25 protein-coding genes and 1 tRNA gene are annotated in these 24,655 nt (G+C 29.5%); 11 read left to right on the top strand and 15 right to left on the bottom strand.

Going from position 1 to position 24,655, the window contains the following annotated elements; translation table 11 throughout:
- The 9 genes from L8U41_RS05515 to rpsU form a co-directional block, all read right to left on the bottom strand.
- Positions 1 to 415 (bottom strand): PepSY-like domain-containing protein (locus L8U41_RS05515; RefSeq protein WP_263663656.1); only part of this gene is annotated, 415 nt, incomplete at its 3' end.
- Positions 416 to 478: 63 nt separating this feature from the next.
- Positions 479 to 2,191 carry an ATP-binding protein gene (locus L8U41_RS05510; protein WP_263728018.1) on the bottom strand — a complete coding sequence of 571 codons (1,713 nt, stop codon included), beginning with the start codon at positions 2,189 to 2,191 and terminating at the stop codon, positions 479 to 481.
- 8 nt (positions 2,192 to 2,199) lie between these two features.
- Positions 2,200 to 2,679 (bottom strand): hypothetical protein, encoded by a 480-nt coding sequence (locus L8U41_RS05505; protein ID WP_263728017.1) that lies wholly within the window; start codon positions 2,677 to 2,679, stop codon positions 2,200 to 2,202.
- A complete protein-coding gene (locus L8U41_RS05500; protein ID WP_039619471.1) occupies positions 2,676 to 3,167 on the bottom strand; it encodes a YajQ family cyclic di-GMP-binding protein in 492 nt (163 codons plus the stop codon). Before L8U41_RS05500 ends, L8U41_RS05505 begins: the two co-directional genes overlap by 4 nt.
- Positions 3,157 to 4,089: a D-2-hydroxyacid dehydrogenase gene (locus L8U41_RS05495; protein WP_263728016.1), complete on the bottom strand. Its 933-nt coding sequence runs from the start codon at positions 4,087 to 4,089 to the stop codon at positions 3,157 to 3,159. Before L8U41_RS05495 ends, L8U41_RS05500 begins: the two co-directional genes overlap by 11 nt.
- Positions 4,089 to 5,261, bottom strand: coding sequence for a glutathionylspermidine synthase family protein (locus L8U41_RS05490; protein ID WP_263728015.1), 1,173 nt, complete (start codon positions 5,259 to 5,261; stop codon positions 4,089 to 4,091). Before L8U41_RS05490 ends, L8U41_RS05495 begins: the two co-directional genes overlap by 1 nt.
- A 9-nt stretch (positions 5,262 to 5,270) precedes the next feature.
- Entirely contained in the window at positions 5,271 to 5,888 is a 618-nt protein-coding gene (locus L8U41_RS05485) for a UPF0323 family lipoprotein (RefSeq protein WP_263702378.1), read from the bottom strand.
- Positions 5,889 to 5,960: 72 nt separating this feature from the next.
- Positions 5,961 to 6,566 (bottom strand): LysE family transporter, encoded by a 606-nt coding sequence (locus L8U41_RS05480; RefSeq protein WP_263728014.1) that lies wholly within the window; start codon positions 6,564 to 6,566, stop codon positions 5,961 to 5,963.
- Between the two features lie 42 nt (positions 6,567 to 6,608).
- The gene (gene rpsU, locus L8U41_RS05475; RefSeq protein ID WP_002780697.1) at positions 6,609 to 6,821 is read right to left on the bottom strand and encodes a 30S ribosomal protein S21; all 213 of its coding nucleotides are present in this window, start codon (positions 6,819 to 6,821) and stop codon (positions 6,609 to 6,611) included.
- A gap of 184 nt (positions 6,822 to 7,005) precedes the next feature.
- Here rpsU and ccoG point away from each other — a divergent pair, with 184 nt between their 5' ends.
- The 5 genes from ccoG (at position 7,006) to L8U41_RS05450 (ending at position 14,741) form a co-directional block, all read left to right on the top strand.
- Positions 7,006 to 8,382 (top strand): cytochrome c oxidase accessory protein CcoG, encoded by a 1,377-nt coding sequence (gene ccoG, locus L8U41_RS05470; protein WP_263728013.1) that lies wholly within the window; start codon positions 7,006 to 7,008, stop codon positions 8,380 to 8,382.
- Positions 8,379 to 9,005 carry a TetR/AcrR family transcriptional regulator gene (locus tag L8U41_RS05465; RefSeq protein WP_263728012.1) on the top strand — a complete coding sequence of 209 codons (627 nt, stop codon included), beginning with the start codon at positions 8,379 to 8,381 and terminating at the stop codon, positions 9,003 to 9,005. Before ccoG ends, L8U41_RS05465 begins: the two co-directional genes overlap by 4 nt.
- A gap of 81 nt (positions 9,006 to 9,086) precedes the next feature.
- Entirely contained in the window at positions 9,087 to 10,184 is a 1,098-nt protein-coding gene (locus tag L8U41_RS05460; RefSeq protein ID WP_263702380.1) for an efflux RND transporter periplasmic adaptor subunit, read from the top strand.
- Positions 10,184 to 13,306 carry an efflux RND transporter permease subunit gene (locus tag L8U41_RS05455; protein WP_263728011.1) on the top strand — a complete coding sequence of 1,041 codons (3,123 nt, stop codon included), beginning with the start codon at positions 10,184 to 10,186 and terminating at the stop codon, positions 13,304 to 13,306. The genes L8U41_RS05460 and L8U41_RS05455 overlap by 1 nt, the downstream gene beginning before the upstream one ends.
- Positions 13,299 to 14,741: an efflux transporter outer membrane subunit gene (locus L8U41_RS05450; protein ID WP_263708982.1), complete on the top strand. Its 1,443-nt coding sequence runs from the start codon at positions 13,299 to 13,301 to the stop codon at positions 14,739 to 14,741. The genes L8U41_RS05455 and L8U41_RS05450 overlap by 8 nt, the downstream gene beginning before the upstream one ends.
- 18 nt (positions 14,742 to 14,759) lie before the next feature.
- Here L8U41_RS05450 and L8U41_RS05445 read toward each other — a convergent pair whose 3' ends face one another.
- The gene (locus L8U41_RS05445; RefSeq protein WP_263728010.1) at positions 14,760 to 14,951 is read right to left on the bottom strand and encodes a mini-MOMP protein; all 192 of its coding nucleotides are present in this window, start codon (positions 14,949 to 14,951) and stop codon (positions 14,760 to 14,762) included.
- Between the two features lie 74 nt (positions 14,952 to 15,025).
- Between L8U41_RS05445 and L8U41_RS05440 the strand changes: the two genes are divergently transcribed.
- Positions 15,026 to 16,363 carry a coproporphyrinogen III oxidase family protein gene (locus L8U41_RS05440; protein ID WP_263679321.1) on the top strand — a complete coding sequence of 446 codons (1,338 nt, stop codon included), beginning with the start codon at positions 15,026 to 15,028 and terminating at the stop codon, positions 16,361 to 16,363.
- 23 nt (positions 16,364 to 16,386) lie between these two features.
- Here the strand turns inward: L8U41_RS05440 and hemJ are convergent, their stop codons facing one another.
- The 3 genes from hemJ to glmM are packed head-to-tail and all read right to left on the bottom strand — an operon-like array spanning position 16,387 to position 18,615.
- Entirely contained in the window at positions 16,387 to 16,836 is a 450-nt protein-coding gene (gene hemJ / locus L8U41_RS05435; protein ID WP_039627278.1) for a protoporphyrinogen oxidase HemJ, read from the bottom strand.
- Positions 16,830 to 17,285 (bottom strand): signal peptidase II, encoded by a 456-nt coding sequence (lspA, locus tag L8U41_RS05430; RefSeq protein ID WP_263724157.1) that lies wholly within the window; start codon positions 17,283 to 17,285, stop codon positions 16,830 to 16,832. The genes hemJ and lspA overlap by 7 nt, the downstream gene beginning before the upstream one ends.
- On the bottom strand, positions 17,278 to 18,615 hold the full coding sequence (glmM, locus tag L8U41_RS05425) for a phosphoglucosamine mutase (protein ID WP_039629248.1): 1,338 nt from the start codon (positions 18,613 to 18,615) through the stop codon (positions 17,278 to 17,280). Before glmM ends, lspA begins: the two co-directional genes overlap by 8 nt.
- Positions 18,616 to 18,746: 131 nt before the next feature.
- Between glmM and L8U41_RS05420 the strand changes: the two genes are divergently transcribed.
- The 3 genes from L8U41_RS05420 (at position 18,747) to L8U41_RS05410 (ending at position 21,230) form a co-directional block, all read left to right on the top strand.
- The gene (locus L8U41_RS05420) at positions 18,747 to 19,922 is read left to right on the top strand and encodes a YdgA family protein (RefSeq protein WP_263728009.1); all 1,176 of its coding nucleotides are present in this window, start codon (positions 18,747 to 18,749) and stop codon (positions 19,920 to 19,922) included.
- Positions 19,919 to 21,109, top strand: coding sequence for a replication-associated recombination protein A (locus tag L8U41_RS05415; RefSeq protein WP_126341179.1), 1,191 nt, complete (start codon positions 19,919 to 19,921; stop codon positions 21,107 to 21,109). Before L8U41_RS05420 ends, L8U41_RS05415 begins: the two co-directional genes overlap by 4 nt.
- Positions 21,110 to 21,154: 45 nt before the next feature.
- Positions 21,155 to 21,230 (top strand) — tRNA-Val (locus tag L8U41_RS05410).
- A gap of 25 nt (positions 21,231 to 21,255) precedes the next feature.
- Here L8U41_RS05410 and L8U41_RS05405 read toward each other — a convergent pair.
- Positions 21,256 to 21,876: a DUF305 domain-containing protein gene (locus L8U41_RS05405; protein ID WP_214115518.1), complete on the bottom strand. Its 621-nt coding sequence runs from the start codon at positions 21,874 to 21,876 to the stop codon at positions 21,256 to 21,258.
- A 120-nt stretch (positions 21,877 to 21,996) separates the two neighbouring features.
- Between L8U41_RS05405 and L8U41_RS05400 the strand changes: the two genes are divergently transcribed.
- A complete protein-coding gene (locus tag L8U41_RS05400; protein ID WP_263682817.1) occupies positions 21,997 to 22,629 on the top strand; it encodes a hypothetical protein in 633 nt (210 codons plus the stop codon).
- A 2-nt stretch (positions 22,630 to 22,631) separates the two neighbouring features.
- Here the strand turns inward: L8U41_RS05400 and ruvC are convergent, their stop codons facing one another.
- Complete coding sequence (ruvC, locus tag L8U41_RS05395) at positions 22,632 to 23,108, bottom strand: crossover junction endodeoxyribonuclease RuvC (RefSeq protein ID WP_263728008.1); 477 nt, start codon at positions 23,106 to 23,108, stop codon at positions 22,632 to 22,634.
- Between the two features lie 122 nt (positions 23,109 to 23,230).
- Between ruvC and dnaA the strand changes: the two genes are divergently transcribed.
- Positions 23,231 to 24,559, top strand: a complete 1,329-nt coding sequence (gene dnaA, locus L8U41_RS05390; protein WP_263728007.1) for a chromosomal replication initiator protein DnaA — start codon at positions 23,231 to 23,233, stop codon at positions 24,557 to 24,559.
- Positions 24,560 to 24,655 lie beyond the last annotated feature (96 nt).

Raw genomic sequence — 24,655 nt, 5'->3', positions numbered from 1 at the left:
CATCAAATTTTTGACCTAAAATATTACCTTTAAAATCTGTATAAATTTCCATCATATTATTTGTTCTGAATTTATAACCATTAATTCTTTTATCTACTTCTACAATAGCTGCATTTGGTTGCGCTGCTTGCACTTTTGCAACAACTTCTTTTGGGATAAATCCTGTTGGAATGCCTTTGTATTTACCATCAACTTCTTTCCAGTCTCCATTAATGATAAAATCAATTTCTGTTCCATCAACCAAATTTACTTCGTAAGAATCCACGTCTTGTTTTACATAACCTACATTTACTCCTTTAAAATGAGTGTTTAAAAACTCTTGAGCCTTTTGAGGTAAAGCACTTGGACTAACAATCATATCTGCAAACATAGAACTTGCACAAACCAAACTAGCCAACATTAATTTCATTTTCATTTTTTCTCCTTTAACTAAAAGTTGAAAGAATGATATTATTTGCTTGTGAAATTTGTGTGAATTTTAATTTTTAAAGCCAACTATCTTATTTTTGTCAAATGAAGATTCTATTTCTTTTTCTATGGTGTGTAAAAAATCACTCATTTTAAAAACACCATCTTTAGAAATAGCCGCTTTTAAAGCCGTATTTTTAACCACCATTACAATTTGAGCTCCACTTAATTCATATGAGGCTAATTTTTTTAAATCAAAACTACCTTCAAATTTAGCATTTTTAGGTAAAGCTTTTTGCCATATCATTAAGCGTTGTTCATAATTTGGCTTTTTAAATTCTATTTTATACTCAAATCTTCTTGAAAAAGCCACATCTAAACTTTCTAAAAAGTTAGTTGTTGCTATGATAACTCCACTAAAGCGCTCGATTTGTTCCAAAAAAATATTTTGCATTTGATTATGCATTTTATCAGCACCGCCACTGTTTTCTACTCTAGTACTTAAAAACTGATCCGCCTCATTTAAAAGTAAAATAGGGCTTTGCTTACTTGTTTGACAAAGCTCTTTATAAGTATCAAAAATCTTTCTTACATTTTGTTCACTCTCGCCCACATATTTACTTAAAATTTTCGAGCAATCAAAACTCAAAATGGATTTTTTCATAGCTTTTGCCATACTTAGCGCACTCATAGTCTTACCCGTACCAGCAGGGCCATAGAAAATTATCTTAGCTTCTATATTTTTATTAGTTTTTATACCCCATTTATTTAATCTTTCTAAAACCTTTTTATCTTGTTGTTTTAATATGCTTTCTAATAAATCTTTAGTACTTTGGGGCATAATAACATCATCTATATTGATATTTGGCTCGATTAGCTCAAAAATATCTTGTTCTTTAACCAAATTTTGAAGTTTAATTTTTTTATTCTTCTTTGGTTCTTTAAAATTAATAATTCTTTGTAAAATATCATCACTTAAATAAAAAATCTTAGCTATATCACCCAAAGAATTAACAAATTCATCATATTCTAAAAGATTTGAACTAAGTAGTTTAGAATCTTCTTCCAATAAAGCTTTGTTTTCTTGCTTTTGAGCCTCATCCTCGCTAATTAAATGAAGCAAAAAATTAAAATCTCTACTATAAGAATTTTCAGTATTTAGCAAATACTCTTCTTTTAACAAACTAATAAATATCAAACATTCATTATCGTTTAAAGCATATTCTTTAAAAATCTCTGCTAAAACATTAGAAATTTTACTTTTCTTTAAACGCTCTTTAATGTATGCTTCAAATATAGCTATATCTTTTTTAATATTCTTACTTTGAGAGCTTTTAGCAAAAAAACGCAATCTTTGATAAAGCTCGATTTTAAAAAATTCATCTTTTAAATATGCAATATGATCTTCATAAATTTGATCTTGCATATAATCTTGTATGCTTTTATTTTCTAAAACTTGTAAGAATACTTCACTTAAACTTAACTCACATTGTAGCAAATTTAAAAGTAAGTTTGAGTTTTTACTTGCTTTAAAATCAGAAAAAATTTGAACAATAAAACCTTTTTCTATAAGATTTTTAAGATCTTTTAAATGATCTAAATACTCATACTCATCATTTTTAAAAACTTCGCTAAGAAGATTATAAGCATTAATGCTTGCATTTGCCTGCAAATAATTTTTGCATAAATGCTTTAAGATTAAAATTTCATCTTCACTGCATTGTAAGTTTTTATAAATATTGCTTTTAAAAGTATCATTAAGAAAAAGTTTTAAATCTTTCATATTTTCCTTTATATTGACTTTATGCTAAATTTGATTTTGGATTTTTTATCATTAAAACTCATATTTTTATCACAAACCTCATAAAAAATATCATAATTTTTACTTACAATCTTTTGAGTAAAACCACAAGAAGTAGTTTGTTTATTTTTTCCATAAAAAATAGGTCTTTTGTAGATTAGATCTTGTAAAAAATCATCATAATATTCATTATTAAAAAATCTGTTATTAAAAAAAGTTTTTGCATAGCATATACCATTAACACAAATTTTATCGCTAATTTTTAATTCAAGTAAGGCTTTAGAAGTACTATAAAGCTCTAAACTTGTAAATTTTTTTCCCTCATATAAAAAACCATAATCAGCAAATTTAAACTCTGGAGTTTTTAAAATAACATAAGTACTTTGTGCTTGTGTTTTGCTTTTTAAAGCACAAGAGCTTAAAAAAACGCACACAAAACACAAAAAAACTATTTGAAGTAAAGTTTTCATTTAAGGTTTTTAAAACTAAGATTAAGTTCTAAATTGAGTTCTTTTACTATTTTCATCACGCTTTGTAAATCATCAATTTGCTTACCAACTACGCGAATTTCATTACCTCTAATGCTTGAAGTTACCTTTAGCTTGCTATCTTTTATAGCTTTATTAATCTTCTTAGCACTATCAGTATCAATAGCGTCATTAACTTTTAAATTCAGTCTAAAATTTGCTCCACTTTCTCTGCTTAACTCTTTAATACCATTAGGGTTTATCCCTCTTTTAATAAGCTTTGAAATAACAATATCTTTTAACACTTCAAGCTTTGCTTCGCTAGAGCAAATAAGCTTATAAACACTTTCTTTTTCATTTAACTCTATTTCACTTTTAATGCCTTTTAAATCATATCTACTATCAAGCTCCTTTTTAGCTTGTTCTAAAGCATTTTTTAACTCTTGCTTGTCAATTTCCCCGCTAATATCAAAACTATGTTCACTTGCCATTTTCTATAAACTCCTTAAGATTATTAAATACAATTTGGACTAAATTTTGTATAGATTCTTCACTTGCCCATGCAACATGTGGAGTGATGATTAAATTTTCTTTATTTTTTATACTAAGTAAAGGATGATTTTTAATCATAGGTTCCATTTCAAGCACATCAAGTCCTACTTTGATATTTTTCTCATTCATAACTTGAGCTAAATCTGCTTCATTCATGATTCCACCACGCCCTACATTAATCAAAATAGCCTCATCTTTTAAAAGCATTAGCTCTTTTTTACTTAATAAATTTTTTGTCTTATCATTTAAAGGTGCGTGGATGCTAATTACATCACAAGTTTTTAAAAGCTCTTCAAGACTTACTTTTTCATACTCATCATTATTGTTAGTTCCTGAAGTAGAATAATAACAAACTTTAGAACCAAACATTTGAGAAACCCTAGCTACTTCTTTACCTATAGCTCCAAGTCCTATAATACCATGTTTTTTACCGGTTAAAGTATGCAAAGTCTTACTAAAATCACAAAACATTTTACTCTCACACCATTTGCCTTCTTTACTCCATTTATCATAATATGGAATTTGATTTAAAAAAGCAAAAAGCAAAGCAAAGGTATGGCTTAAAACACTTTTTGTAGAATAACTAGCTGCATTTTTTACCACTATACCTTTAGAATTTGCATAAGCTACATCTATATTATTTACCCCTGTACCAAGTTGTAAAATAAGCTTTAGATTAGTGTTGTCTATCACTTTTTTGTCAATGATGATTTTATTTATCATCACAACTTGTGCATTAGCTATTCTTGCAATAACCTCATCTTTAGAAGTTAAGTCATAACTTACAAACTCGCCAAGACTTTCAAAAACCGTTAAATCCGCTCCACCTAAGGTAGCAGCATCTAAGCATACTATCTTCATTAATCTTTTACTATATGTCCTACAAATTTAGAATAATTATCAAGCACTAATCCGCCTTTTCTAAAACCTAATCCACAACCCTCATAAGCAAAGAAAACCCCTGCTTGGTAATAATCATTTTCATTTTTATTAAACTCAGCAAATTCTTGATATACAAAGCGATTATTTTGATAATCTCCCTTTGTTTCAAAACTTACATCTCCATTAGCTTCTATAATGGAAACATTTGCTCCTTCTCTACCAAAAACAGGCTTTTTAACACATTTTTTACCCACTAAAGGTTGATCGCTTGTTTCAAGCAATAAAGGATGATTTGGATAAAGCTCCCATAAAATTTTCATTATACCTTTGCTTTGAAAAAGTAAAGTATAAGCAGGATTTAAAATGATTGCTTTTTGATTTTGCATGATTTGCGTTAAAAGCATAGCAAGCTCACCCTCTTCTATGGCTATGCTTTCCCAAGGAATGAGTTTGAAAAAATACTCAAAATTTACATCATTTTTAAAAATACCTTCGGGCGAAAATTCAACCTCATCAATATAAGAAAACTCACTCTCAAAACCTGCTTCACTAGCAATGTGTGCTAAAAGTTTGGTTGTAATCATATCCTCATCACTACCTGCAATTGAAGAAAATAATATCTTCCAACCTTCATAATATTTTTCAAACTCACTTACATCTTCTTCTAAAGTGATAAGTCTTTTAAAATTATCTTTTAAGGCTTCATATATATTATTAAATTGCGAGCTTTCATCTAGGTTGTTTTGTTTTAAAATAGCCCATTGTAAAATAGCACTTTCAAATAAAGATGTTGGAGTATCAGCATTAAATTCTATTAGCTTTATAGGTTTACCATCAAGTCCACCTGCTAAGTCAAATCTACCATATAAATGCCAATGCACATCATTTTCCCAACTCATCTTAATCGCATCAACTAAATTAAAAGGAATTCCAAGCTCATCAAAACGATCATTATCAATCACTTCTTGCGCAGCAGCCATAAACATATCATAAAGTTCATTTACTGCTTCATAATATGCATTTGCTTCACTTTCTTTAACACAAACTAAATTAGAATCTAAATAATCACTTCCATCATTATCTGTATGCCATGAAAAGCCAATTTGATCTAAATATGATTTTTCTAAAGGATTTACTTTTAAAAAATTCATTTTTTACCCTTAAGATCCAAAAGAGTTAGAAGAACTTGAGGTAGCCTTAGAGCCACCGCCAAAAAAGCCTGATTTTTTCGCACTTGAGCTTGAAGTAGCACTTGTACTTGCTTTATTAAAACTATTTACACTTCTTTGATAAGCACTTTGATTTGAAAATGCTCCTCTTTGTTGATTTGCAAAATTTTGATTATTAAAAAGCTTTGAACCTATCCAGCTACCAAGTATAGCACCAGCTGCACTTGCAAGCAATGTTTCGCCTAAAGAAAGTCCTCCGCTACTCATTTGAGCGTTATTTGGATTTGTTAAATTTGAGGTACCATTGTCTATTTTAGCAGCTTCTTCTTGGATTAATTTATCCATTTCTTCTTTACTTAAAACTCTTTCTGTACCATCAAGTTGTTTTAAAACCACCCTAGTTTCATCACTTGGAAATTGATCTTTGATTTTGTATTGATTTGGAGCGGTTTCTTCAATGATAACAAAAGCACCTTGAGTATTTGCTGCTTGGCTTAATGCATTATTAGAATCATTTGTATTGTTGCTACACGCACTTAAAGCACCGCCACTTATAGCAGCAATACCGCTTATCATACTAAGCTTAAGTATAGTTTTTATATGTTTCATAATCTTTCCTAAATTTATAAGTTTAACTTAATAAGATTTTAACAAAAAAAGTATTAATAAAAATTAATTGCTTTAATTTATCATAATCATTAAATTACTACTTAAAATAAATACAGCAAAAGCAAAAAATATAAAAGCACTTAAATAATCAATAAGTTTTAAATTCTTTTGATAAATTCTTACCATGAAAAGTTTTGAAAATAATAAAGAAATCAAAGAAAAGTAAATTATGGTTTCTAAGATCAAAACAAACACTAATACTATCAACATCCATCGCATTTGAGCAAAATCAAAACTTGCAAAAACACTAGCAAAATAAAAAATAACTTTTGGATTAGATAAATTTGTTATAACGCCACTTAAAAATGCAGATATATGAGTTTTTTGAACTTTTATATTACCTATTTTTGCATTTTTATAAATCCCATAAGCTAAATACAAAAGATAGCAAGCTCCAAAGTTTGATAAAACGATTTGCAAAAATGGAAATTGATGAAAAATCACACTCAAACCAAGTATAGAAAGTATAATCCACACACTCATGGCCAAACTCACACCCAAACTTGCTTTTAAAGCACTTTTAATGCCTTCTCTTAAAGCACAAGAACTTACTAAGAAAAAATCAGGTCCTGGTAAAATAAGTCCAAAAAAATGAATGATTAAAATCCAAAGAAACATAAAAAATAATCGAAGAAAAGCCGAAAATTCGGCTTTTTGGTATTAGAGTCTTGACTCGTAACGTCTAAGCATATAAAGTCTTTTAAGCATTTTTTTGCGTGCTGAAATTTTTTGTTTTTTGCGAATTTCAGTCATAGGCTCAAAAAATCTTCTTGCGCGAACTTCAGTAACAACTAGATTTCTATCTACTTGTTTTTTGAATTTTCTATACGCTTCATCAAAAGACTCATTAGGATGTACCTTGATTCCTGGCACGACCCTCACCACCTTTCGTTAAAAATTTGAAAGTTTTAATTATACCATAATTTTACTTGAAAATAAAATTTATTTTTGTAATAATTACATAAATAAAAATTAAACATAAATTCTTAATTAAGACAAAGTTTGGTTTAATTTTTCTAGTATTACAATTAAAAAAATATTTTACAAGGAAATCAAAATGAGTGCCTGTGTCACTAATTATACTAAGAAAAGATATATAGCTTATATCGTTTCCATGGTTATTTTCATTGCTTTGCCTTTTATCAAAATCAATGGAAATCATTTCTTTTTATTAAGTTTTGATCATAAAAAACTTAATTTATTTTTTATAGCTTTTGATACCCAAGAGCTTTATTTAATGCCATTTCTTATTATGGGTATGTTTTTAACCATACTTTTTGTTACTACTTTAGCAGGAAGAATTTGGTGTGCATGGAGTTGTCCTCAAACCATTGCTAGGGTTATTTATAGAGATTTATTGCAAACAAAAATATTTAAAATACACAAAAACACAGCAAATAAACAAAAACAAGTAGATGGATTTTTTATCAAAAAAGCTTTAAGCATTGTGATTTTTTATCTTTTTTCTATATTAATGATGAGTGCTTTTTTATGGTATTTTGTACCACCTGAAGATTTTTTTATATATATTCAAAATCCTGCTGATCATTTATTGCTTTTGGGAATTTTATTTTGTGCTTCTTTGGCCTTTACTTTTGATATAGTGTATTTGGGCGAAAAATTTTGTGTTTATGTATGCCCTTATGCAAGAATTCAATCTGTAATGTTTGATAATAATACCGTTCAAGTTATATATGATGATAAAAGAGGTGGAGTGATTTATGATGGGCATACTAAACTTTACCAAAAACCACCACAAGGTGAATGCATAGGATGTGAAGCCTGTGTAAAAATTTGTCCTACACATATAGATATACGCCAAGGAATGCAACTTGAGTGTATTAATTGTCTTGAATGTGCTGATGCTTGCTCGAAAATTCAAGCTAAATTTGACCGCCCTAGTTTAATTAATTGGACTAGTGCAAAAGCTATTGAAACAAGAGAGAAGGTAAAATATTTCAGATTTAGAACTATCGGATATTTAGTAGTTTTATGTGGTGTTTTTGTAGCCTTAGTTTTAATGGGAAGCAAAAAAGAAAATATGCTTTTAAATATTAATCGTTCTAGTGAGCTTTATCAAATTAGAAAAGCACATGATGGAGAATTAATTATTAGCAATGCTTATGTATTTTTATTCCAAAACACTGATAATAAAGTACATGAGTATTATTTTGATGTGAAATTACAAGGCATTGATGATGGCTTAGAAATCATTAGACCAAAAAAACCTTTTAAATTAAAAGCCGGAGAAAAAGATAAACAAATAGTTGTACTAAAAGCTACTAAAAAACTAGCCGATAATGATAGAAAAGATACCGTAATACCTTTAACTATTAAAGCATATGCGCTTGATGATAAAAATATCATAATCACAAGAGAAAGTAATTTTGTCTATCCTAAAAACTCAATTATAGAGCACAAAAAACACCAATGATAAAAAAACTTTCCTCAAAATCTCAAGCAAGGCTTGAAAAAATCAAACAAATTGCTGCGGAGTCGTTTTTAGAAAACGGCTACGAAGCAACTAATCTTAAAGATATTATCAAACAAGCTGGTGGTTCATTTTCTTGTGTATATGATCATTTTAAAAGTAAAGAAGGTTTATTTGAAGCGGTTTTAAATGATTTTGCAGAAAATCATTTTCTAGCTATTTTGAAAAAAAATATGCAACTTTCGCCCAATGCTAATTTAGAAGAATTTTTATATCAATTTGCTAAAGCTTATTTGGGAATTTTTAATGACGCTAAAACCATAGCCATAGTAAGGCTTTTATATTCTGAAATTTATAATGAAAAATTTGATTTTGGGAAGTGGTTTAAAGGAAGCAATAGAAAAGAAGTAGAATATGTTCTTCAAAAAAGATTTGAAGAAGAAAATAATGAAAATTTAGCCAAAAATGCTGAATTTTTAAGCTATACATTTTGTGCTATGCTTAGGGGAACCTTTTTTATACAAAGTACTTTTGAAAATAAGGTTTTAATGAGTAAAAAAGAGCAACAAAATCATGCAAAAAAAGTTGTTAAGCTTTTTACTCAAGGAATTGTTAATTTTAATTAACCAAAGATTGATAGAATAACAATCATACAATTTTGTAATATAAATTACTTTTTTAGCTAAATAAATAATTTAAGGAAACCAATGAAAACAAAACTTTTAACTCTAGCTTGTGCCTCGCTTATATTTGTAGCATGCTCAGATAATAAAAATGCACAAGTTAAACAACTCCCTCCTCAACCTGTAAGTATTATGACTATGCAAAGTGCTAATTTACCTTTAGAATTTACTTATCCTGCAAGATTAAGCACTGAGTTAGATGTGGTGATCAAGCCTAAAGTAAGCGGTGAAATCAAAGCAAAATATTTCAAAAGTGGCCAAGCTGTTAAAAAAGGCGATAAGCTTTTTCTTATAGAGCCTGATAAATACCAAGCAACTGTAAATATGGCTTATGGAGATGCTTTAGTCGCAAGAGCAAATTTTGATGATGCTGAAAAAAATTTCAAAAGAGATCAAATTCTAATAGAAAAAAATGCTATTTCACAAAAAGAATTTGATGCAAGTTTGGCTAAATTTAATTCTACCAAGGCTAATTTAGAAAGTGCTAGAGCAAAGCTTGCTAATGCAAGATTGGACTTAAAATACACCGTGGTAAGCGCTCCATTTGATGGGGTTTTAGGAGATGCACTAATGGATGTGGGTGATTATGTAAATGCTTCATCAACTGAGCTTGTACGCATTACAAACATTAATCCAATCTTTGCAGACTTTTATATTTCTGATGTAGATAAAATCAATATGAATAAAAATATTCAAAGTGGCAACTGGCAATTAGAAAATATCCAAGTACAAGCTAATGTCGGCGGAGAGCTTTTTAATGGAAAATTGTATTTTATAGATAGCGTTATAGACACTCGTAGTGGTGGAGTAAAAGCAAAGGCTATTTTTGATAATAATAACTCAAGCTTAATGCCTGGTTCTTTTGCAAATGTTCATGTTGGTGGTTTTGTTCAAAAAGATGGTTTTGAAATTCCTCAAGCTGCACTTTTACAAGATGATAGCGCTACTTATGTTTATACCTTAGTAGATGGAAAAGTAGTTAAAACTATTGTTAATGTTATCTATCAAACTTCTGATAAAGCAATCATCGACAAGGGCTTAAAAAATGGCGATAAAGTGATTTTAAATAACTTCAAAAAAATCCGACCTGGTGCAAGCGTTAGCGTAATGGAGAATAAATAATGTTTTCTAAATTTTTTATAGAAAGACCTGTATTTGCTTCTGTTGTAGCTATTATCATTTCTTTAGCAGGGATTATAGGGCTTTATTCTTTACCTGTGGAGCAGTACCCTTCTCTAACTCCACCCGTTGTAAAAGTAAGTGCAAATTACTCAGGTGCTGATGCTCAAACAGTGGCTCAAACAGTGGCTATTCCTCTTGAAGATGCAATCAATGGGGTTGAAAATATGATTTATATGGATTCAACTTCAAGCTCTTCAGGTGATATGAGTTTAAGTGTGTATTTTAATATAGGTACAGATCCTGACCAAGCAACAGTTGATGTTAATAATAGAATTTCAGCTGCTATGGCAAAACTACCTGAAGATGTTAAAAAAACCGGTGTTAGTGTAAGAAAAACTGGTTCAAGCATTTTAGAGGTTGCTACTTTATATTCCCCTGATGGTTCTATGGATTCACTTGAAGTATATAATTACGCTGCATTAAATATCTTAGATGATCTTGCTAGAGTTCCTGGTGTGGGTAATGCTGTAGCTATTGGCTCAAGAAATTATTCTATGAGAATTTGGCTTAATCCTGATTTATTAAACAAATACCAAGTTACTGCAACTGATGTTATTGCTGCAGTTAGTGAGCAAAATGCTCAATATGCTACTGGTAAGATAGGTCAAGAACCTGTGGTAGAAAGATCTCCTTATGTGTATTCAGTAACTATGCAAGGAAGGTTAAAAAATACCAAAGAATTTGAAGATATTATCATAAGAGCAAATAGCGATGGTTCTTTTTTAAGACTTAAAGATGTGGCTGAAGTTTCTTTGGGCTCAAGAGAATATACATTCAATGGTAGATTAAATGGAAATGATGCAACTCCTATTTTGATTTTCTTACAAACTGGAGCAAATGCAGTAAGTACAGCTGAATTAGTACAGAAAAAATTTGAAGAACTTTCTAAAAGTTTTCCTGAGGGCTTAGCCTATAAAGTGCCTTATGATACAACTATATTTATTAAAGCTTCTATTAAAGAAGTGGTAAAAACTTTTTTTGAAGCACTTATTTTAGTCGTGATTGTAATGTATTTATTCTTAAAAAATTTCCGCTCAACTATCATACCTATGATTGCTGTGCCTGTTTCTATTTTAGGAACTTTTGCAGGATTATATGTCTTAGGTTTTAGTATTAACTTACTTACACTTTTTGCTTTAGTTTTGGCCATTGGTATTGTTGTTGATGATGCGATTATTGTGGTTGAAAATATTGACAGAATCATGCATGAAGATCCAAATATAAGCATAAAAGAAGCAGCTATTAAAGCTATGGATGAAGTTGCTGCACCTGTTGTATCTATCGTTCTTGTACTTTGTGCAGTATTTATACCTGTTTCATTTATATCTGGCTTTGTGGGAGAAATTCAAAGACAATTTGCTATAACCCTTGCAATTTCAGTTACAATTTCAGGTTTTGTAGCTTTAACTCTAACTCCTTCTTTGTGTGCGATTTTTTTGAAAAGAAACGAGGGCGAACCATTTTATTTTGTGAAAAAATTTAATGATATTTTTGATTGGTCTACTGAAGTTTTTGGAGCCGGAGTAGCTTATATACTTAAAAGAACTGTACGTTTTGTTATAATATTTTTTCTTTTAATAGGTGGTTTATATGGATTATTTAAATTAGTACCAAACTCACTTGTTCCAGCTGAAGATCAAGGAAATTTTTTAACTATTGTTAATCTACCAGCAGCATCTTCTCTTAATAGAACTACTCAATCCATGGATGCTATGGCAGAAGAACTACGCAAAAATGAAAACATAACAAATATTGTAGGTCTTATAGGTTATGATCTTTTCACAGGCTCTTTAAAAGAAAATGCCGGTGCAATGTTTGTGAATTTAAAAGATTGGAATGATAGAGATACTAGTAGTTTTGATTTAACAGGAATGTATAACAAACAATACTTTTTAAATCCAAATTTCCAAACTTTCTTTGTTAATCCACCGCCAATCCAAGGATTAAGTTTAACTGGTGGTTTTGAAATGTATGCACAAAATCGTGGTGGTAAAAGCTATGATGAAATTCAAGCGGATGTAAATAAATTAGTTGAAGCAGCAAACAAACGTCCTGAACTTAACAACGTAAGAACAACGCTTGATACTAATTTCCCGCAATTAAAATTAGAAATTGATCGTGATAAAGTAAAACTTTATGGTTTAAATTTAGCAGATGTATTTAGCACGCTAAATGCTACTATAGGAACTTATTATGTAAATGATTTTTCTATGCTTGGGAAAAATTATCGTGTAAATATTAGTGCCATTGGAGATTTTAGAAATACTCAAAATGCTTTAAAAAACATCTTTGTTAGAGCAAAAGATGGTTCTATGATAGCCTTAGATAGCGTTTTAACACTTCATAGAGGGGTTGGACCTGATGATGTAAAACGCTTTAATATGTTCCCATCAGCACTAGTACAAGGTGATCCTGCTCCTGGTTATACTTCAGGACAAGCAATCGATGCTATTGCACAAGTTGCTAAAGAAACTTTAGGAGAGGATTATTCTATTGCTTGGGCAGGTTCAGCTTATCAAGAAGTTACAAGTAGTGGTGCAGGTCAAGTAGCTTTTGTACTAGGACTTTTATTTGTATTTTTAATCCTAGCGGCTCAGTATGAAAGATGGCTCATGCCTTTAGCAGTAATCACTGCTGTACCTTTTGCGGTGTTTGGTTCTTTACTTCTTGTATGGCTTAGAGGCTTAGAAAATGATATATATTTTCAAACAGGGCTTTTACTTTTAATAGGTCTTTCAGCTAAAAATGCCATTTTGATTGTTGAGTTTGCTATGGAAGAACACCTTAAAAAAGGAAAAAGTATTTTTGAAGCTTCTATTAGCGCAGCAAAATTAAGATTTAGACCTATTGTAATGACTTCATTAGCATTTATTTGTGGTATTTTACCTTTATACTTTGCTTATGGAGCAGGAAGCGCAAGTCGTCATGCAATAGGTACAGGTGTCATAGGGGGTATGATAGCAGCTTCTACTATAGCCATTTTCTTTGTACCTTTATTTTTCTATTTACTAGAAAGTTTTAATAAATGGCTTGATAAAAAAAGAGGTAAAATCAATGCGTAAGTTAATAATTTTTGCAAGTTGTTTTTTAATAACAGCTTGTAGTTTAAAACCAAATTTAGAAATCAAAGATGTAAATTACACTAAAAGTTTAGATCAAAACATTAGCATTAATAAACAATGGTGGAAAGCTTTTGATGATAATTATTTAAACACCTTAGTCAATCAAGCTTTAAAAAACAATAACGACTTGCAAATTGCATATATGAATTTACAAAAAGCTTATGAAACTTTAGGTATAGCAAGAAGTGATTTGCTTCCTAAGCTTGATGGAAGTGCTAGTGGAGCAAGAGGAAAAACTAGCATTAATGCTCCAAGCAACAAAAGTAATGAATTTGTCTATGGTAATGATTTTAACATGGGTTTAAATTTAAGCTATGAAGTAGATTTATGGGGCAAATATAGAGATACTTATGGTGCTTCAAAAGCAAAATTACAAGCTAGTGAGTTTGACTATGAAAGTGCGAGATTAAGCTTAATTTCTAATGTAGTAAAAACTTATTTTAATCTAGCAAGTTTAAGCGAGCAAGTAAAAATTTTAGAAGAAACAACCCAAAGTTATCAAAAAACTTATGAGTTAAAATTAGAGCATTTTAAACTTGGAGTAATTAGTGAGTATGAGCTTAACAAATTTAAAGCTGAGCTTGAAAATTCAAGAGTTTTACTCACAAATGCTAAAATTCAAAAAGAAGCTAACACCAAAGCTTTAAAAATCTTAACTTCAAATGATATTGATGATATACTTTATAATAGCATAGAGTATAAAAAAATAGGACAATACGAGCTTAGCATACCTGAGGGCATTGGCAGTGAAATTTTACTTCAAAGACCCGATGTGCAAGCTAGTTTAAAAACTTTAGAAGAAAAAAACTATCTTGTTGGAGTAGCTAGAACTGCATTTTTACCAAACCTTTCTTTAACAGGACTTTTGGGCTTTCAAAGTAATGATTTAGATCTTTTAGTCAAACATGGAAGCAATACTTGGAATGTAGCTGGAAATTTTGCAATGCCGATTTTTCATTGGGGTGAGATTATGAATAATGTTAATATTGCAAAACTTACCAAAGATGAAGCATTTTTACAATATGAAAATACCTTAAAAACAGCCTTTGGGGAAATAAGACTTGCTTTATTTAACCGCCAAAGCTATTATGAAAATGAGCAAAATTATAAAAATTTATTTCTAGCTCAAAGTAAAATTTATGAAATTTCTACCTTAAGATATGAAAATGGTGTGATTAACTTGGCTGATTTTTTACAAGATCAAAGAAATTACTTAAATGCTAAACTTTCTTATACTAACTCATCTTATGAGCTTGCAAATTCTATCGTAGATGTTATGAAAGCTTTTGGTGGAGGATTTAACGCTAAAGAAGAATCAAAAGAAAATATCAAAGCTATGGAAGAAAACTTAAAGGAAAACTTTTATAACAACTAAGTCTTTAAGGCTTAGTTGTTAATGCATTTGAATTTGAATTCTTTGATTAAAATTATTATTTCCTCTGTCTTTTGGGCTATTATGCTCAAAACGATAACGCATATTACCTGAAACATTAACATCTTGGAAAATTTCATCTAAAGGCGCAGAATTTGACACACTTATAAGCCCTAATAAAAATACAAAAAATGCTATAAAAATCTTTTTCATTATAAAGCCTTTGTAAAAATATGATACAATTATAGTCTTTTTAAATAACTACAAAATGAAAATTTAGGAAAAATATGAATTTTTTACAAAACCTAGCTCTTTCTTACTCACACAAAGCTATGCAAAAATCTTTAGAAAATGGTTTTGATGTGAAACTTTTAAAAGAAGGACAAGAAAAAAAAGTTAATCCAAAAAAATCTTATATGCTTTATGCTCACATACCATTTTGTCATACTTTTTGCCCATATTGTAGTTTTCATAAGTATTATTACAATGAAGATTTAGCAAAAAGATATTTTGAAAGTTTAAGAGAAGAAATCAAACAAGTCAAAGATAAAGGATTTGATTTTACTTCTATGTATGTGGGTGGTGGTACTACTTTAATCAACGAAGAAGAGCTTGCTAAAACTTTAGAACTTTGCAAAAAATTATTTAACATCAAAGAAATTTCTTGTGAAACCGATCCAAACCATATTGACCCGAAAAAATTAGAAATGTTTAAAGGGCTTATAGATCGTTTAAGTTGCGGTATACAAAGTTTTGATGATGATACTTTAAAAAAAGTAGCAAGATATCATAAATTTGGTTCAAGTAAAGAACTTCAAGAAAAACTCTCTAAAGCCATAGGCGTGCTTCCTATTATGAGTCTTGATTTGATTTTTAATTTTCCTTCTCAAACCAAAGAGCAATTACTCAATGATTTAGAAATAGCCAAGAGTTTAAAACCTCAACAAATCACAACTTATCCTTTGATGAAATCCAATTTAACCAAAGATAATATCGCAAAAACTTTAGGAGTAAGTTTTAAAGATAATGAATTTGAGTTTTATAAAATCATTGTAGATTTTTTCAAAGATTATGAAAGAAATAATGCATGGTCATTTTCTTTAGAAAAAAGTAGCTTTAATGATGAGTATGTAAGTAGCCATCATGAGTATTTAGGCGTGGGAAGTGGGGCTTTTAGCTTTTTAGATGGAGAACTTTTAATCAATGCTTTTAATTTAAATGATTATTCTAAACTCATCAAAGAAAAACAAAATGCAAATATTGCTAAAGCTAATTTTGGTAAAAAAGAAATCATCAAATATGTCTTTTTAACCGAAATGTTTACTGGTAAAATCGAAATTGATAAATTTAACAAAACTTTAGATTGTAATTTAGAAAAAGATCTTTTCATCGAGCTTTTGGGCCTTAAACTAAGTAAAGCTATAAAAAAAGAAAACAATACTTTATATACAAGTGAATTTGGACGTTATTTGTTTATGGTCTTGATGAAAGATTTTTACACCGGTATGGATTTGGTGCGTGCTGTATTTAGAGATGATAAACGCTTACAAGATAAAGAACGCATTAATATCATGCAAGAAAATGTTGATCCACTTGATTTTAAAAGTATGGAGTTTAAAGGATAAAAAGCCTTAAAAAAGGCTTTTTATTAAAACGGTCTTACCACCATCATAATAGCGATGATTATAAATAATATCGTTGGAATTTCATTATAAGCTCTAAAGAATTTTCCACTTTTTTGGCAAGTATCATTTTGAAGTTGTCTATAATAATAATAATTTTGCAAATGATAAATGATTAAAAGTAAAGCACAGGTTAATTTAGCATGCATATATCCACCTACCATTAACACATCTTTATTGGCCATCATCATTAAACTTCCAGTGATTGCAGTAGCTATCATAGCAGGAGTTTGGATATAAAAATACAATTTTCTTTCTTGAATTTTCACCACTTCCACAAAGCCTTTATTGTCTTTATGCTCTGTGTGATAGACAAAAAGTCTTGGTAAATAAAACATTCCAGCCATCCATGAAACAAAAGCCAAATAATGCACCATTTTAATCCATAAATACCATTCATTCAAAAAATCTAACATTTTTCTCCTTTTTTATTAAAAATTTCTTTTATTAAAATCAAAGCTACGCTAATGTTAATCATCACATCAGCAAAATTAAACACAGCAAATTCAAACCACTTATGCCAAAATACAAAATCCACCACGCCTATATGCACAAAGCGATCAAGTAAATTAGAGCACCCAGCAGATAGCATAATGGCAAAAGCGATCAAATGTGTTTTAAAAAACTCTTTTTGATAAAGCAAATACCCAAACAAAGCCAAAATAAAAACAAGCTGTATGTATTTTAAATACTCTCCCAAAAATGCAAACATTGAAAAGGCCACACCGGTATTATAGGTTAAAACTAAATCAAAAAATTCACCCTTATACTCAAGCCCTTGTAAAAACAAATACTTGCTTGCTTGATCTAATATAAAAATCAAAGCAAAAACAAGCCAAAATTTTAAAGGCAGGATTTTAAGCATTCAACGCTTTCATAAAAAAGCTTTCAACAGCTTTCATTTCTTTTTCTAAAAGCTTAATGTCTTTTGCTTCAAGCAATAAGCGTATTAAATTTTCTGTACCTGAATACCTAAACAAACTAGCAATTCCTTTTTTTTCTAAATCTTTTTTCAACTCTTCTAAGCCTGCAAGCTTGCTTAAGTCTTTTTTCTCTGAAATTTTAAGATTATGTAAAAGTTGTGGATAAGGCTTAACTTGATTTAAAATTTCACTTGCGCTTTTTGCTTCACTAAGCATTAAAGCACTAAATTGTAAAGCAGCTACCAAACCATCTCCGGTTTTTGCATAGTCACTAAAGATAATATGCCCACTCTGCTCTCCGCCAAAATTTCCACCACATTCTTTGAGTTTTTCAAGCACGTATTTATCACCTACATTGCAAGTTTCATGTGTGATTTTATGTTTAGTTAAAAACTCTTTTAAAGCACCATTACTCATTATAGTGCTAACCACGCTTGATTTTAGCTTGCCTTGTTTTTTCAAAAATAAAGCTAAAACACCTAAAAGACTATCTCCATGAGCTACTTCGCCTTTTTCATCCACAACAACCAAACGATCTGCATCCCCATCAAAAGCAAAGCCCACATCTGCTCTAAATTTCTTTACTTCCAAAGCTAAATTTAAAGGATGCAATGCTCCACAATTTTCATTGATATTTAAACCATTTGGCTTATCATTGATCACAATCACATCTGCACCAAGTTCTTTAAAAACCGTAGGTGCTACCTTATAAGAAGCTCCATGAGCCACATCTAAAACAACGCGTAAAGACTTTAAAGTCAGCTCTTTAGGAAAAGAATTTTTTATAGAAACAATATATCTTCCTATCACATCATCAATTCTTTTTGCTTGACCAATTTGTGATTTTGTTGTTCTTGCTTCTTCTATGAGTTTATCATTAAAATAAATTTCTTCTATTTTTGCTTCTGCTTGCTCATCAAGTTTATTTCCATGTGCATCAAAAAATTTAATGCCATTATCATAGTAAGGATTATGCGAAGCTGATATCATAATACCTGCATCACAACGCATATCTTCAGTTAAAAACGCAATAGCAGGTGTTGGCATAGGACCTATTTCTATAACATTATAACCTATAGAAGTAAGTCCTGAAACGATAGCATTTTCTATCATATAACCGCTTCTTCTTGTGTCTTTTCCTACCAAGATATTATTTGTAAGGGCTTTATCTTTAAAATAAATTCCAGCAGCCATAGCCAAACGCATAGCTAAAAACGAATCCAAAAATTCCCCTGCTTTACCGCGTACTCCATCTGTTCCAAAAAGTTTCATTTTTTTACCTTTGATTTTAAATAGTGCAATTATAAGAAAAAAAGTTAAGTAATGTATAAATGTGAGAATTTTATAAGCATTAGTTAGTAATAAAAATATATAATTTTTAAAATTTCACTTAAGGAAAATGAATGAAAAAAATCATCGCAGGGGTTGTAGTAGTTGTTTTATTAGTTATAGGGTTTTTTGCCTCAGCTTCTTACATTAACACTATCAATGGAAAAATATTTGCTCAAATGAGTCAAGATACACCATATTACAGCGTTGAAGATGCTAACTATACCAAAGGACTTTTAAATTCCAAAGGAAGTTTTATAGCAACACTTAATGACTTACCTTATAGTTTTAAAGTGAATGTAGATTTTTCTAATAATTTTTTTGCAAGTAATAATGCCATCGTTTCTATTTTAAATGAAAATGAAGACTTAAAAGGCATTTTCCCAAATGAAGAAATCTTTAAAATATTAGTTAGTGCAAAAGGTGGAGACATTAACATCAATGCAAAAATAAATGATATTAATTTTACCCGCAATGATACAAATTTAGTTTTAAATAATACATCTTTTAAGATTACAGGTTCTGAGGAATTTGTAAAAAATATGGAACTTAATCTAGGTTATGTTTTATTAGAACAACTATCTCATGAAGAAAAATTAGAAGCAAAAAATATCAAAATTTCTGAATTTCCTATACAAAAATTAAGTTTTAATGATATCTTTAGCCCTAGTAGAAATAGTGAGCAAAATATAAGCATTGATAGTGCTAATTTTATAAGTTCTATTGCTTTTGACTTTGATAAATTAAAAATTTTTGCAAAAACAGCTCAAAATGCTCAAAACGATTATGATAGTGTTTTAAAACTAGATTTAGCTAAATTTAACCTTGTAAATGAAAACTTTATGCTAAATAACATTAACTTAGATATGAATTTTAACAATCTTTCTAAAAAAGCTTATGATAGCTTAGTGCAAAATTCAAACACTGATATTTTTTCTATGATGCTTTTAGCAAGTCAGTTTTTAAAAGCAAACCCTCAAATCATCTTAAATAATCTAAGCTTTGAAAAAGAAGGTAAAAAATTTGACGCAAATGGGCAAACTATTTTCACTGAAAATAATATAAAATCACAATTTCACGCAAACACTGAAATTCTTCCTAGTCAAATTTGGCCTGATTTTGCAAATTTTGATACTTATTTTGTAGATAATAATGGCTCTTATGTGCTTGATTTTATCTATGATGATTCTAATAAAAGTGATGTTACAACTATCATTAATGGAGAAAGACTTACCATAAATCCACAATGACAAATTTAAGCTTAACTTTTCGTCCTAAAACTTTAGATGAGGTTTTAGGACAAGAAAATTTAGTAGAAATTTTTAAAAAATTCATACAAGTTTCAAAACTCCCTCATAGTGTATTTTTTGGGCCAGCAGGTTGTGGGAAGACTTCTTTTGCAAGAGCGATAGCGTATGAGTATAAACTAGATTTTTATGAGTTTGATGGAGGGAATTTTAAACTTGAAGAGCTTAGAAAAATACTAAGTAATTATGAAAATTCTTTATATAAACCTTTGATATTTATCGATGAGGTGCATAGGCTTTCAAAAACCCAACAAGAAATGCTTTTAATCCCTTTGGAAAATCAAAAATGCCTTTTCATAGGCGCAAGCACTGAAAACCCTTACTTTACTTTAACTTCAGGCATAAGAAGCAGAAGTATGCTTTTTGAATTTAAAGGTTTAGAGTATAAAGACTTAGAAAAACTTGCCACAAAGGTACAAGAAAAACTCCAATGTAAAATCGATGATGATGCCAAAGACTTTTTAATCACTTCTAGTGCAAATGATGCAAGAAGCTTTTTAAATTTATGCGAGTTTGCTTTGGCTTTAGATAGCACTCATATCACGCTTGAAACTTTGAAAAAATTAAGAGCAAATGTTTTAAGTGATGGCACTTCAAGTAAAGATACACACTATAGACTAGCTAGTTCTATGATAAAAAGCTTAAGAGGAAGTGATGTAGATGCGAGTTTGTATTATCTTGCGAGGTTGATTGATGGGGGTGAAAGTGCGGATTTCATCGCTAGAAGATTAGTAATATTTGCAAGTGAAGATATCTCAAATGCAAACCCACAAGCACTTAATCTAGCCACAAGCACACTCATAGCAGTAAAAAACATAGGCTATCCTGAAGCTAGGATCATCTTAGCTCAATGTGTGGTATTTTTAGCAAGTTCGCCCAAGTCAAACTCAAGCTATCTTGCTATAAATGAAGCGCTAAATTATGTGCAAAACAATCCTGCGTTAAAAATACTTCCTTATCTTGATAATAACAACCCTCAAAGAAAAAACTACCTTTATCCACATGATTTTGGTGGCTGGGTTAAGCAAAGATACCTAGAAAAAGATTTGAAATTTTATCATAGTAAAGGCATAGGTTTTGAAGCGCAGCTAGACTTATGGCTAAATGATATGAAAAAAGTTAAAAAGTGATTTTAAGCACAATGTAAAAATATTTTTATATAATTTTCATTTTTTGGTTCCGTAGCTCAGTTGGTAGAGCACCACCTTGACATGGTGGTGGTCGTTGGTTCAAGTCCAATCGGAGCCACCATTTTTTATTTCTTGCGATTAATTCACTACATATATTTTAGCAAATTCGTAAATTCTTGAATTTCTTTTTCTTGATCTAAGATGATTTTTTTCGCAATATCAGTGATAGTTTTATCTTTAGAGTAAAATAAAATTTGTTTTGAAGCATCTACTGCACCTTGATGATGTGCTATCATCGCTTCTAAAAAGTCTTTATTGATGTTTTTGCTTTCTTTAACCGAGCTCATTAAAATCATCATTTTTTGCATTAACTCTTTTTCTTCTTGAACGAATTTTTTATAAGTTTCTTCATCAATTTGAGTTTTTGTATAAAGATTTTTATCTAGAATTTCTTGAAATTCTTGGATTTCTTTTTCTTGAGCTTTGATGATATTTTGAGCGATTTTTTTCATCTCTTCACTTTTTGTATGTTCTAACAAAATCTTAGATGAGTCAATAGCACCTTGATGATGTGGGATCATATTAGCTAAAAAATCTCTTTCTATGTCATTGCTTTGTACTAAAGGATTTTTCATCATAGGTTCATGCATACTCATCATGATTTGTGATGAAATACTTCCAGAAGCTCCATGATGAGCATGATGAGAATTTGCAGCAAATAAAGCACTTGCTAAAACTAAACTTGAAACTATAGTTTTTATTTTCATTTTTTTCCTTAAATTTTTAATTTAAAATCAAAAATATATAAAAATATCACAAACTAAAATTAACAAAAAAATTCAATTTTTTTTTGTTATAATTTATTTAAAAATACACAAGGATGGAAAATGCTTAGAGAACTACTTGAGATAAAAAAAGAAATGGAACCTATAATTCATGATTGTTCAGTAAAAATTCAAGTAGCCGCAAGAGAAGTAATCGTAAGAAAAAGAGAATATGAAATTTATGGGCCTATGATAGATAGAGTATATCTTGATAATGCCATTTATATTAAAATTTTTGGTAGTGGGCGTGATACAAAAAGCACTAAAGTAGATATTAAAAACGGCTTATATATGGTGTATGTAGCTCCTGATAAACCAACTAATCAAGAAATCATGAATAAACTAAAAATCGCATTTGAAAGTATAGATAATAAATTCATTTCAAGAATTTTAGAACTCAATAGAAGAATGAAAGAAGTGATTAATAAAACCCAAGCAACCCTAGCAAAAGCATCAAATATGAATGTTTTAATAGAAACTAATCTAGGCGAAGCAAGTGCTGCACATAAGTTTGTAATAACCATCAAATACCTAAAAGATAATCAAAAATTAGAATTAAAAAATTCAAAATCTGCAGGTAGCTTTAGAGATACCAAAAATCACATCAATCTAGTAGTAGAAAAAAGTACTGATTCAGCTGTATGTGAAAAACTTTTACATGATGTTGAAATTTATTTTATAGGAAATGGAAAATAAAATTACTTTTTCACTCTCAAATTTGCTAAATGCGTCAAAGCCACTGCGATAGCATCTGTGATATCGAGTGGCTTAATATCTTTTGAAATTCCAAGCAATCTTTTCACCATAAAAGCTACTTGTTCTTTAGTAGCTTTTGCTTTACCTGTTACGGTTTTTTTTACTTGCAAAGGTGTGTATTCTGCAAATTCTCCATGGGTTTGTAAGATTTTTAAACTCAAAGCTCCACGAAATTGTGCTAGTTTTAAAACCGTTTTTGGATTATAAGCAAAAAATATATCTTCTATAGCTACCTCATCAAATTGATACTTTTTAAAGATTAAATCAAGTCCTTCGCATAACTCTGTGATTTGATACTGTAAATCATTGGGTTTGATTTTGATAAGCCCTGCTTCTATGAGTTGATTTTTATTATTAATCCTTTCTACAATAGCGTATCCACAATACCTAGAACCAGGATCTATCCCTAAAACTTTCAAACTTTTCACCTTTTTATTCACATAGATGTGAAATTTAAATTTTTATGTGAATAATTTTAACCATTTTTTATAAAAAATAAGCTAGAATTTTAAGTTTTACATCATAATTTATAAGAAAAATAATGAATATAAAAGATTTTTTACTTGAGTTTAAAACTGAAATTAGCAATAACGAATATAATACTTACATTTCTCACTTACAATTTAGTGAAAAATTAAGTAAAAATAATATCTTAGTATTTATAGCACCAAATCATTTTTTGGCTAAATTTATACAAACAAAATACGCACAAAAACTAGCTTATTTTTATGAAGTAAAAACAGGAATTAATCCTCAAGTTAAAATCATCACAAATGATCAAAAGATAGAAAAAAAACATTTTTCTACAGATATTTCACAGATTAAATTTCAAAGCACTATTTTAAATCCTTCTTTTACTTTTGAAAGTTTTGTTGTAGGAGATTCTAATCAATTTGCCTATGCAACTTGCAAAGCCATTACCGATAAAAGCAAACTTGGAAAATTATACAATCCTATCTTTATCTATGGCCCCACAGGACTTGGAAAAACTCACTTGCTCCAAGCTGTAGGAAATGTATGTTTAGATAATGGATATAAAGTTATTTATGCTACAAGTGATAATTTTATCAATGATTTTACCATGCATTTAAATAACAAAACTATGAATAAATTCCATGAAAAATACAAAAATTGCGATGTTTTACTCATCGATGATGTGCAGTTTTTAGGTAAAACAGATAAAATTCAAGAGGAATTTTTCTTTACTTTTAATGAAATCAAAGAAAAATTTGGACAAATCATCATGACAAGTGATAATCCTCCAAATATGCTAAAAGGTATAACAGAACGCCTAAAAAGTCGCTTTGCAAACGGGATCATCGCAGATATCACTCCACCTCAACTTGATACAAAAATCGCAATTATCAAAAAAAAATGTGAATTTAATGCTATTTATCTCAAACCTGAAGTTATAAGCTACATCGCTACTTCAATGGGAGATAATATCCGAGAAATAGAAGGCATGATTACAAATTTAAATGCTCAAGCAAGGCTTTTTAACCAAGAAATCACTTTAGAAATTGTTAAAAGCTTTATGAAAGATCACATTAAAGAAACAAAAGAAAATATTAGTGTTGAAGACATACTTGCTGATGTTTCAAAAAGCTATAATCTTAAACCTAATGATATAAAATCAAACAAAAAAACACAAAATATCGTTATGGCAAGAAGGGTTGTGATATTTTTAGCAAGAGAACTTACGACTATGTCTATGCCTCAACTTGCTAGATTTTTTAATATGAAAGATCACACCGCCATTTCACATAATATTAAAAAAATCCAAGAACTAATGAGTGAAAATGAAAACTTAAAAGCCATAGTAGAAGAATTAAGAAATAAAATTTTGACAAAAATAAAAAGCACCCTGTGAATAAAAGTGAAAAACAAAAAATTTTATTCTATAAGTAAAATTTCTATAAAAAAAGACTTTTAAAAAGCATTTCACATTTTCACATTGCCTATTATT

This window comes from Campylobacter sp. RKI_CA19_01116 (assembly GCF_025771405.1).
In the GTDB taxonomy this organism is placed as follows: domain Bacteria; phylum Campylobacterota; class Campylobacteria; order Campylobacterales; family Campylobacteraceae; genus Campylobacter_D.
The sequence above is the reverse complement of the archived record's forward strand: the minus strand, read 5'-3'. Positions and strand labels throughout refer to the sequence as shown.

Bases quoted from the DNA above. Each gene is read 5' to 3' on its own strand.
- ccoG (WP_263728013.1), top strand. From the start codon at position 7,006: ATGAGTGCCTGTGTCACTAATTATACTAAGAAAAGATATATAGCTTAT.
- L8U41_RS05415 (WP_126341179.1), top strand. From the start codon at position 19,919: ATGACAAATTTAAGCTTAACTTTTCGTCCTAAAACTTTAGATGAGGTT.
- L8U41_RS05495 (WP_263728016.1), bottom strand. From the start codon at position 4,089: ATGAAGATAGTATGCTTAGATGCTGCTACCTTAGGTGGAGCGGATTTA.
- L8U41_RS05510 (WP_263728018.1), bottom strand. From the start codon at position 2,191: ATGAAAGATTTAAAACTTTTTCTTAATGATACTTTTAAAAGCAATATT.
- L8U41_RS05400 (WP_263682817.1), top strand. From the start codon at position 21,997: ATGCTTAGAGAACTACTTGAGATAAAAAAAGAAATGGAACCTATAATT.
- L8U41_RS05440 (WP_263679321.1), top strand. From the start codon at position 15,026: ATGAATTTTTTACAAAACCTAGCTCTTTCTTACTCACACAAAGCTATG.
- L8U41_RS05465 (WP_263728012.1), top strand. From the start codon at position 8,379: ATGATAAAAAAACTTTCCTCAAAATCTCAAGCAAGGCTTGAAAAAATC.
- L8U41_RS05505 (WP_263728017.1), bottom strand. From the start codon at position 2,679: ATGAAAACTTTACTTCAAATAGTTTTTTTGTGTTTTGTGTGCGTTTTT.
- L8U41_RS05485 (WP_263702378.1), bottom strand. From the start codon at position 5,888: ATGAAACATATAAAAACTATACTTAAGCTTAGTATGATAAGCGGTATT.
- L8U41_RS05460 (WP_263702380.1), top strand. From the start codon at position 9,087: ATGAAAACAAAACTTTTAACTCTAGCTTGTGCCTCGCTTATATTTGTA.
- L8U41_RS05445 (WP_263728010.1), bottom strand. From the start codon at position 14,951: ATGAAAAAGATTTTTATAGCATTTTTTGTATTTTTATTAGGGCTTATA.
- L8U41_RS05490 (WP_263728015.1), bottom strand. From the start codon at position 5,261: ATGAATTTTTTAAAAGTAAATCCTTTAGAAAAATCATATTTAGATCAA.
- hemJ (WP_039627278.1), bottom strand. From the start codon at position 16,836: ATGTTAGATTTTTTGAATGAATGGTATTTATGGATTAAAATGGTGCAT.
- L8U41_RS05500 (WP_039619471.1), bottom strand. From the start codon at position 3,167: ATGGCAAGTGAACATAGTTTTGATATTAGCGGGGAAATTGACAAGCAA.
- glmM (WP_039629248.1), bottom strand. From the start codon at position 18,615: ATGAAACTTTTTGGAACAGATGGAGTACGCGGTAAAGCAGGGGAATTT.
- L8U41_RS05455 (WP_263728011.1), top strand. From the start codon at position 10,184: ATGTTTTCTAAATTTTTTATAGAAAGACCTGTATTTGCTTCTGTTGTA.
- lspA (WP_263724157.1), bottom strand. From the start codon at position 17,285: ATGCTTAAAATCCTGCCTTTAAAATTTTGGCTTGTTTTTGCTTTGATT.
- L8U41_RS05480 (WP_263728014.1), bottom strand. From the start codon at position 6,566: ATGTTTCTTTGGATTTTAATCATTCATTTTTTTGGACTTATTTTACCA.
- L8U41_RS05420 (WP_263728009.1), top strand. From the start codon at position 18,747: ATGAAAAAAATCATCGCAGGGGTTGTAGTAGTTGTTTTATTAGTTATA.
- L8U41_RS05405 (WP_214115518.1), bottom strand. From the start codon at position 21,876: ATGAAAATAAAAACTATAGTTTCAAGTTTAGTTTTAGCAAGTGCTTTA.
- L8U41_RS05450 (WP_263708982.1), top strand. From the start codon at position 13,299: ATGCGTAAGTTAATAATTTTTGCAAGTTGTTTTTTAATAACAGCTTGT.
- dnaA (WP_263728007.1), top strand. From the start codon at position 23,231: ATGAATATAAAAGATTTTTTACTTGAGTTTAAAACTGAAATTAGCAAT.